Consider the following 8,276-nt stretch of genomic DNA (forward strand, 5'->3'; position numbering starts at 1 on the left):
GGGTGATCGCGGGGGTGATCTTTGGCGCCGGCGCGATCTGATCAGATCGGGTCGGCGCCATCGTGTCGCAGGCGGGACGTCACGCCGCCTTGTGGGTGCCGGCGCCGACGATGTCGAAGCGGTCGGCGTTCATCACCTTGGTCCAGGCGGCGACGAAGTCCGTCACGAACTTCTGCTGCGCGTCGCCGCAGGCATAGACCTCGGCGAAGGCCCGAAGCTGCGAATGCGCCCCGAAGATCAGGTCGACGCGCGTCGCCGTCCACCGGAGCTCGCCGGTCTTGCGGTCGCGGCCCTCGAACACGCCCTCGGTCGCCGACTGCTCCCAGCGCCAGCGCATGTCGAGCAGGTTGACGAAGAAGTCCGTCGTCAGCCGCTCCGGCCGGTCGGTGAGCACGCCGTGGGTCGTGTGGCCGTGGTTGGCGCCGAGCACCCGCAGGCCGCCGATCAACACGGTCATCTCCGGGCCGGTGAGGGTCAGGAGCTGAGCCCGATCGACCAGCGCCTCCTCGGGGGCCATGAACTGCGTGCGCTTGGCGATGTAGTTGCGGAAGCCATCGGCGCGCGGCTCCAGCACCTTGAACGACTCGACGTCGGTCTGCTCGGCCGTGGCATCGGTGCGGCCCGGCATGAACGGCACCGTGACGGTGACGCCCGCGTCCTTCGCCGCCTTCTCGACGGCGGCGCAGCCGCCGAGCACGATCAGGTCGGCGAGCGACACCTTCTTGCCGTCCGTCCGGCCGTCGTTGAACGCCGCCTGGATGCCTTCCAGCGTCGAGAGCACCTTGGCCAGCTCGTCCGGGTGGTTGACCTCCCAGTCCTTCTGCGGGGCGAGGCGGATGCGCGCGCCATTGGCGCCGCCGCGCTTGTCGGAGCCGCGGAACGTCGAGGCCGACGCCCAGGCGGTCGAGACGAGCTGCGACACCGAGAGGCCGGAGGCGAGGATCTTCGCCTTCAGATCGGCGATGTCCTGGTGGCTGACCAGCTCGTGGTCGACCGGCGGCACCGGATCCTGCCAGATCAGCACCTCGCTCGGGACCTCGGGTCCGAGATAGCGCACGCGCGGGCCCATGTCGCGATGGGTGAGCTTGAACCAGGCGCGCGCGAAGGCGTCGGCGAACTGGTCCGGATTCTCCATGAAGCGGCGCGAGATCTTCTCGTAGATCGGATCGAAGCGCAGCGCGAGATCCGTCGTCAGCATGGTGGGGACATGCTTCTTGTTCGGATCGAACGGGTCCGGAATGGTGGCGCCCGCGGCCTTCGCCCGCCACTGCTTGGCGCCGGCCGGGCTCTGGGTCAGCTCCCATTCGTAGCCGAACAGATTCCAGAAGAAGTTGTTGCTCCACTTCGTCGGCGTGGTCGTCCAGATCACCTCCGGGCCGCCCGTGATCGTGTCGGCACCGAAGCCCGTGCCATAGCCGCTCTTCCAGCCGAGCCCCTGATCCTCGATCGCGGCGCCTTCCGGATCGGGGCCGAGCAGCGACGGGTCGCCGGCGCCGTGGGTCTTGCCGAAGGTGTGGCCGCCGGCGATCAGCGCCACCGTTTCCTCGTCGTTCATCGCCATCCGGTAGAAGGTCTCGCGGATGTCCTTCGCGGCCGCGACCGGGTCGGGGTTGCCGTTCGGGCCTTCCGGATTGACGTAGATGAGGCCCATCTGAACGGCAGCGAGCGGCTCCTCGAGCTGGCGCTCGCCCGAGTAGCGCGAGTCACCGAGCCACGAGCCCTCCGGGCCCCAGTACAGCTCCTCCGGCTCCCACACGTCCTTGCGGCCGCCGGCGAAGCCGAACGTCTTGAAGCCCATCGACTCGAGCGCGACGTTGCCGGCCAGCACCATCAGGTCGGCCCACGAAATCTTGCGGCCGTATTTCTGCTTGATCGGCCACAGGAGGCGCCGCGCCTTGTCGAGATTGGCGTTGTCCGGCCACGAGTTGAGCGGGGCGAAGCGCTGCTGGCCGGCGCCGGCGCCGCCGCGCCCGTCGGTGATGCGATAGGTGCCGGCCGAGTGCCAGGCCATGCGGATCATCAGGCCGCCATAGTGGCCCCAGTCGGCCGGCCACCACTCCTGCGAGTCGGTCATCAGGGCGGTGAGATCGGCCTTCACGGCGGCGAGGTCGAGGCTCTTGAACTCGGCCGCGTAGTCGAAGTCCTCGCCCATCGGATCGGACTTCTTCGAGTTGTTGTGCAGCACGCCGATGTCGAGCGCCTCCGGCCACCAGTCACGGTTCCGGTGGCCACGGCTGCCGCCCGAAAACGGGCACTTGCCCGCGCCCTTGTCGTCCGTCTTCGCGTCCATGTCTCTCGCTCCCGGGGGTGGGGCTGTGGTCTCGTCCCGCGCCGGCGGCCCGCGTGCTCGCGTTCGCCTCGGCGTCGGGATGGCGGCACCATGGGCGCTTCTTTCGATCAGGTCTAATCGTATTGCCTGCGTACTCCGATAAGGATAACTTATCGCCATGATCACGCTGAAGCAGTTGCGCTATTTCGGGGCGGTGGCGCGGACCCGGCATTTCGGCCGCGCCGCGGCGGACTGCGCGGTGAGCCAGCCCGCCCTGTCGATGCAGATCAGGGACCTCGAGGCCCGGCTCGGGGTCGAGCTGGTCGAGCGCCGTCCCGGCGACGTGACCCTCACGCCCGTCGGCGTCGAGATCGCCCGCCGGGCCGAGGAGCTCTTGGCCGGTGCCCGCGATCTGGAGGACTTCGCCCGCCATCACGCCGGCCCGCTCGCCGGCACGCTGCGGCTCGGCGTGATCCCGACGCTCGCCCCCTATGTGCTGCCCAAGGTGCTGCCGGCGCTGCAGCGGCAGCATCCCGCGCTGACCGTCGAGCTGCGCGAAAGCCAGACCCGGACCCTCGTCGACGAGCTCGGCCGCGGCCTGATCGACGTGGTGATGCTGGCGCTGCCGGTCGAGCAGCCGGAGATCGAGACCCTGGCGCTGTTCGAGGACCCGTTCGTGCTCGCCGTGCCGGCCGCCGACCCGCGCCCCGCCGCGACGCCGGTCGCGGTCGGCGCGATCGCGCAGGAGCGGCTGTTGCTGCTGGAGGAAGGGCACTGCCTGCGCGACCAGGCGCTCGCCGTCTGCGCCAACGGGCGCGGCGACGCCGGCGGGCTCGGCGCGACCAGCCTCGCGACTGTGGTGCAGCTCGTCGCGTCCGGCTACGGGGCGACCCTGCTGCCGCAGGTCGCCGCTGCGGTGGAGCGCGACAACACGCGCATAAAACTGTTGCGATTCGCGGCGCCGGAGCCGGGCCGCACCATCGCGCTCGCCTATCGCCGCACCTCGCCGCGCAAGGCCGACTTTTCCATCCTGGCCCGCCGCATCACCGGCGCGCTCGGGGTCAGCGACGCCGGCGCGCTGCCGACCGCCGCCTGCCTGGCCGGCGCCGCCGTGCCGGCGTGAGAGGCGCGTCCACGCGGGTGCGCAGCCGCCTCAGCGCCAAGGCGGACGCGGCCGAAACGCCGCCTCGACGAAGCCGACGAACTGGCTGACCCGGGCCGAGATGCCGCGGCGGGCCGGCACGAGCGCCAGCACGTCGGCGGCGCCGAACTCCCATCCTGTCAGCACGCGCTGCAGGACGCCGCGGCGCACCAGCGGCGCCACGTCCCATTCCGAGCGCAGCACGTAGCCGAGTCCGTCGACCGCCCAGTTGCGGACCACCTCGCCGTCGTTGCTGGTCAACACCGGCGAGACCCGGATCGCATCGGACCGTGACGACGCCGCGCCGCGCCCGGCCTTGCGGAACCGCCACAGCGTCACGTCCTCGTCGTTCTCGCGCACGCACAGGCAGGCGTGGCCCAGGAGATCGCGCGGCTGCGCCGGCGCGCCGTGTCGCCGCACATGCTCCGGGCTGGCGCAGACCCACCGGCTGTTGCGGGCGAGCAGATGCGCGATCCAGGCCGAATCACGCGCCTCGCCGATATGGATCACCACGTCGGCGTCCTGGTTCTCGCGCCACGGCCGTTCCGAGAGATCGAGCGCGACCCGCACGGCGGGATGCTTCGCGGCGAAGCGGGCGATCAGCGGCGCCACGTGATGCCGTCCGAAGCCGAACGGCGCCACCACCTGCAGGCGGCCGGCGACGCTGCGGCCCGCGGCGGCGAGCTCGTCCGGCAGCGCCTCGATGCGGCCGAGCAGCGCCTGCGCCTCCGCCACCAGACGCTCGCCCTCGCCGGTGAAGCGCAGGCTGCGCGACGATCGCACGACGAGGCCGACGCCGAGCGCCTGCTCCAGGCGCTTCAGGCGCATCGACAGCGCCGGCGGCGTCACGTCGAGGGCGCGCGCCGCCGCGCTCAGCGAGCCGGTGCGGCTGAGCGCGTCCACGAAGCGCAGGTCGTCGAGCGTGATCATTCAATTGAGCTTAAGGGCAGCTTTCACCCGATTTAAACACAGGCGGCACGCTGCGCGCTAGCATCCGAGCGTGTCCCCGAGCCAGCCGAGTGACCGCCGTGCTGCCCAGAGCCGTCCTGTTCGATCTTCTCACCGCCCTTCTCGACTCCTGGACCGTGTGGAACGCGGCCGCCGGATCCGAGACCGCCGGCCGCGCCTGGCGGGCCGACTATCTGCGTCGCACCTATGGCTGCGGCGCCTATGTGGACTACGACACGCTGGTGCAGGAGGCCGCCGCCGCGGTCGGGCTGCCGCCCTCTGCGCCGGCCGCCCTCGAGGCGCGCTGGCTGGAACTGCCGGTGTGGAGCGGCGCCCAGGCGGCGCTCGACGCGCTCGCCGGCCGCACCAGGCTCGCCGTCGTCACCAACTGCTCGGTCCGGCTCGGCCGCCTCGCTGCGGCGAGGCTCGACGTCGCCTGGGACTGCATCGTCACGGCCGAGGAAGCCGGCGTCTACAAGCCCGACCCGCGGCCCTATCGACTGGCGCTCGACCGGCTCGGCGTCGCGCCCTCCGAGGCGGCCTTCGTGGCCGGCTCCGGCTACGACCTGTTCGGCACCGCGGCCGTGGGGCTGCGGACCTACTGGCACAACCGCATCGGCCTCGCCCGGCCGGACGGCGCGCCGCCCCCCGACATCGAGATGCCGACGCTCGATGGTCTCGTGTCCTGGCTGGAGCACCCCCGATGAAACGCACCGATCGTCCGACCCGCCGCCGCGCGGCCTCGCTCCTGCTCGCCCTCGGGCTCACCGCCGCGTCACTGCCGGCGGCGGCCCAGGAGGCGAGCAAGGACGCCGGCAAGGAGGGAGCGTTCCCGGCCCGGCCCATCACGCTCGTGGTGCCGTTCCCGGCCGGCGGCCCGAGCGACGCGCTCGCCCGCGCCGTCGCTCACGGGCTCGCCGAGACGCTGAAGGGCACCGTGGTGGTCGAGAACATCGCCGGGGCCGGCGGCACCATCGGGCTCGGCAAGGTCGCGGCGGCGGCGCCGGACGGCTACACGCTCGGCTTCGGCACCATCGGCACCCACATCGCCAACGTGGCGCTCTACAAGACGCTGCCCTACGATCCGGCGACGAGCTTCGTGCCGATCGGCCTCGCCGGCACGGCGCCTATGCTGGTCGTCGTGAATCCCGCGCTCGGTGTCTCAGATCTCAAAGGTCTCAAGGCCCGGATCGCCGCCAAAGGGGCCAAGACGACCTATGGCAGCGCCGGCATCGGCTCGATCTCGCACTTCGCCTGCGTGATCCTGCTCGCCGCGATGAAGGAGCCCGCCACCCATGTGCCGTATCGCGGCATCGCGCCGGCCATGAACGATCTGGTCGGCGGCCATATCGACTTCATGTGCGACCAGCCGACCACGGCGCTCGCCCAGGTCACGTCCGGCAAGGTGAAGGCCGTCGCGGTGCTGAGCGACGACACGGTGCCGCAGCTTCCCGGCCTCCAGACCGTCGCGCAGGCCGGCTATCCGCAGGTGAGCTTCCGCTCGTGGAGCGCGATCTTCGCGCCGAAGGGCACGCCGCCCGCCCTCGCAGCACGGCTGAACGCGGCGCTGCGCGAGACGCTGACCGACCCCGCCTTGCGCGCAAAGATGCAGGCCGTCGGCGTCGACCTGCCGCAGGGCGACGACCTCGCGCCGGCGGCCGTGTCGAAGCTGATCGCCGACGGCGTGGCGCGCGACGTGCCGGCCCTGAAGGCGCTCGGCGCCGCGCTGGATTGAGGATACCGAAGTTGAGGACATCGTGACGCTCGACACCATCGATACGCCCGCCGCGGTGCTCGACCGCGCCGTGATGATGCGCAACATCGCGCTGATGCAGTCCCGCGTGACCGCGCTCGGCGCGACGCTGCGGCCGCACGTGAAGACCTCGAAATGCATCGAGGTCGGGCGGCTGCAGCGCGACGCCGGCGCCCGCGGCATCACGGTCTCGACCTTGAAGGAGGCCGACGCGTTCTTCGCCGCCGGCTTCGACGACATCACCTACGCGGTCGGTATCGCGCCGCAAAAGCTCGACCGCGTGCTGGCGCTGCGCCGCGCCGGCTGCCGGTTGACCGTGCTGGTCGACTCGCTCGCCGGCGCCCAGGCCGTGGTCGACAAGGGGCGGACCGATCAGCACGCCTTCGACGTGCTGATCGAGGTCGACACCGACGGCCACCGCTCCGGCGTCGGGCCGGACGACGACCTGTTGATCGACATCGGCGAGATCCTCCGCCAGGGCGGCGCGACGCTTGCCGGCGTGCTGACGCATGCCGGCAGCTCCTACGGCCTGAGCACGCCCGCGGCCCTGCAGGCGATGGCCGAGCAGGAGCGCGCCGGTTGCGTGCGCGCCGCGACGCGGCTGCGCGCCGCCGGGCTGCCGTGCCCGGTGGTCAGCGTCGGCTCGACCCCGACGGCGCTGTCGGCCCAAAGTCTCGACGGCGTCACCGAGGTGCGGGCCGGCGTCTACGTGTTCTTCGATCTGGTGATGGCGAATGTCGGCGTGTGCGCTCCGCAGGACATCGCCCTGTCGGTGCTCACGACCGTGATCGGCCACCAGCCCGACAAGGGCTGGGCCATCACGGACGCCGGCTGGATGGCGATGAGCCGCGATCGCGGCACCCAGGCGCAGCAGCGCGACTACGGCTACGGCGCCGTCTGCGACGCCGCCGGCACGCTGCTCGACGACCTCGTCGTCAGCGGCGCCAATCAGGAGCACGGCATTGTCGCGCGCCGCGACGGCACGGCCGATCCGGACATCGTGCGGCGGTTCCCGGTCGGGACGCGGCTGCGCATCCTGCCCAATCACGCCTGCGCCACAGCGACGCAGTTCGACGCCTACCACGTGCGCGACGCCGACGGCACGACGCAGGTCTGGCACCGCTTCCATGGCTGGTGAGACGACGCGCGACCCTGCGCGCGGCCCGGGCGGCGACATCGTCGCCGTCGCGCCGACCGGGATGGCGAAGCCCGGCGGGCACTACGCCCATGCGGTCCGGGCCGGCGGCTTCGTGTTCGTCGCCGGCCAGCTGCCGATCGCGCCCGACGGCCGGGTGCTCGCCGATGCGCCGTTCGCGGCGCAGGCGACGCAGGTGCTCGCCAATGTGGCGGCGGCGCTCACGGCCGCCGGCAGTGGCGTCGACCGGCTCGTGCAGGTGCGCGTCTACGTCAGCGACATCGCGCACTGGCCGGCCTTCGACGCGCTCTACGCCACCTGGGCCGGGTCGGCGCGGCCGGCCCGCGCCGTCGTCCCGGTGCCGGCGCTCCACCACGGCGCCCTGATCGAGGTCGAGGCGACGGCGCTGGGCTGACGGGAGCGGCGGGCGCCGCATTGCCCGAAGCGGCCGGGCGCGCGGCCCGGCCGCTTCGTGATCCGGCCGAAGGCCCGGATCAGTTCACGTAGCGCAGCTTGAGGGCCGACAGGCCGAGCGTGACGTTGAAGGCGACCGAGCCTTCGAGCGACAGCGGCTGCAGCGCGACGGTGCGGTTCGAGCCGCCGATCAGCACGTTGGCGCCGACCCCGAGGCCGATCGCGGCGTCGGCGCTGGCGCCGACATACTCGCCGGCGAGCGCGCCGGCCGGCACCCCGGTGGTCGGCGCGAACACGCCCCAGGCGAGGCGGCCGCCGGCCGACACGCCGATATTGATGCCGACCGTGTTGATGGCGCCCTGATAGGTCTGCGGCGGGATCGGGGCGTTCTGCGAGAAGCGGCAGGTCATCGACTGGTGGCCGGCGATGATGAAGCCGATGCTCGGGTCGACCCGGCAGTCGAGCATGCCGACCTGGGTCCAGGACGACCCGGGCGCCTGGGCCGAAGCCGGCGCGGCGAGCACCGCGATGGTGGCGAGCGCCGCCAGGGTCGAGCAGGTCTTGAGCATGGATATCCCCTCCAGCCGGAATTGGCGGGTGCCTTGATACAGCGAGC

8 protein-coding genes are annotated in these 8,276 nt (G+C 72.0%); 5 read left to right on the top strand and 3 right to left on the bottom strand.

Annotated features, from left to right (window positions below):
* Window positions 1–79: 79 nt before the first annotated feature.
* Window positions 80–2,290 (bottom strand): catalase/peroxidase HPI, encoded by a 2,211-nt coding sequence (katG, locus tag CCR97_RS28575; protein ID WP_111358262.1) that lies wholly within the window; start codon window positions 2,288–2,290, stop codon window positions 80–82.
* 157 nt (window positions 2,291–2,447) lie between these two features.
* Between katG and CCR97_RS28580 the strand changes: the two genes are divergently transcribed.
* Window positions 2,448–3,392 (top strand): hydrogen peroxide-inducible genes activator, encoded by a 945-nt coding sequence (locus tag CCR97_RS28580; RefSeq protein WP_111358263.1) that lies wholly within the window; start codon window positions 2,448–2,450, stop codon window positions 3,390–3,392.
* Between the two features lie 30 nt (window positions 3,393–3,422).
* Here CCR97_RS28580 and CCR97_RS28585 read toward each other — a convergent pair whose 3' ends face one another.
* Window positions 3,423–4,340, bottom strand: a complete 918-nt coding sequence (locus CCR97_RS28585; RefSeq protein ID WP_111358264.1) for a LysR family transcriptional regulator — start codon at window positions 4,338–4,340, stop codon at window positions 3,423–3,425.
* Window positions 4,341–4,438: 98 nt separating this feature from the next.
* Here CCR97_RS28585 and CCR97_RS28590 point away from each other — a divergent pair, with 98 nt between their 5' ends.
* The 4 genes from CCR97_RS28590 to CCR97_RS28605 all read left to right on the top strand — a co-directional run bounded on the left by CCR97_RS28590 (window position 4,439) and on the right by CCR97_RS28605 (window position 7,661).
* The gene (locus tag CCR97_RS28590; RefSeq protein WP_245428980.1) at window positions 4,439–5,065 is read left to right on the top strand and encodes an HAD-IA family hydrolase; all 627 of its coding nucleotides are present in this window, start codon (window positions 4,439–4,441) and stop codon (window positions 5,063–5,065) included.
* The gene (locus CCR97_RS28595; protein WP_111358266.1) at window positions 5,062–6,093 is read left to right on the top strand and encodes a tripartite tricarboxylate transporter substrate-binding protein; all 1,032 of its coding nucleotides are present in this window, start codon (window positions 5,062–5,064) and stop codon (window positions 6,091–6,093) included. Before CCR97_RS28590 ends, CCR97_RS28595 begins: the two co-directional genes overlap by 4 nt.
* A 73-nt stretch (window positions 6,094–6,166) precedes the next feature.
* A complete protein-coding gene (locus tag CCR97_RS28600; RefSeq protein WP_111358268.1) occupies window positions 6,167–7,249 on the top strand; it encodes a DSD1 family PLP-dependent enzyme in 1,083 nt (360 codons plus the stop codon).
* Entirely contained in the window at window positions 7,239–7,661 is a 423-nt protein-coding gene (locus CCR97_RS28605) for a RidA family protein (protein ID WP_244670730.1), read from the top strand. The genes CCR97_RS28600 and CCR97_RS28605 overlap by 11 nt, the downstream gene beginning before the upstream one ends.
* Window positions 7,662–7,740: 79 nt before the next feature.
* On the opposite strand, the gene CCR97_RS28610 is transcribed toward CCR97_RS28605, so the two are convergent.
* Window positions 7,741–8,276, bottom strand: a 536-nt coding sequence (locus CCR97_RS28610; RefSeq protein WP_244670731.1) for a DUF992 domain-containing protein, incomplete at its 5' end; no start/stop codon positions are given.

This window comes from Rhodoplanes elegans (assembly GCF_016653355.1).
GTDB classification, from domain to species: Bacteria; Pseudomonadota; Alphaproteobacteria; order Rhizobiales; family Xanthobacteraceae; genus Rhodoplanes; species Rhodoplanes elegans.

Coding starts and splice junctions, on each gene's coding strand:
- CCR97_RS28580 (WP_111358263.1), top strand. CDS start 2,448: ATGATCACGCTGAAGCAGTTGCGCTATTTCGGGGCGGTGGCGCGGACC.
- CCR97_RS28600 (WP_111358268.1), top strand. CDS start 6,167: ATGATGCGCAACATCGCGCTGATGCAGTCCCGCGTGACCGCGCTCGGC.
- CCR97_RS28585 (WP_111358264.1), bottom strand. CDS start 4,340: ATGATCACGCTCGACGACCTGCGCTTCGTGGACGCGCTCAGCCGCACC.
- CCR97_RS28605 (WP_244670730.1), top strand. CDS start 7,239: ATGGCTGGTGAGACGACGCGCGACCCTGCGCGCGGCCCGGGCGGCGAC.
- katG (WP_111358262.1), bottom strand. CDS start 2,290: ATGGACGCGAAGACGGACGACAAGGGCGCGGGCAAGTGCCCGTTTTCG.
- CCR97_RS28595 (WP_111358266.1), top strand. CDS start 5,062: ATGAAACGCACCGATCGTCCGACCCGCCGCCGCGCGGCCTCGCTCCTG.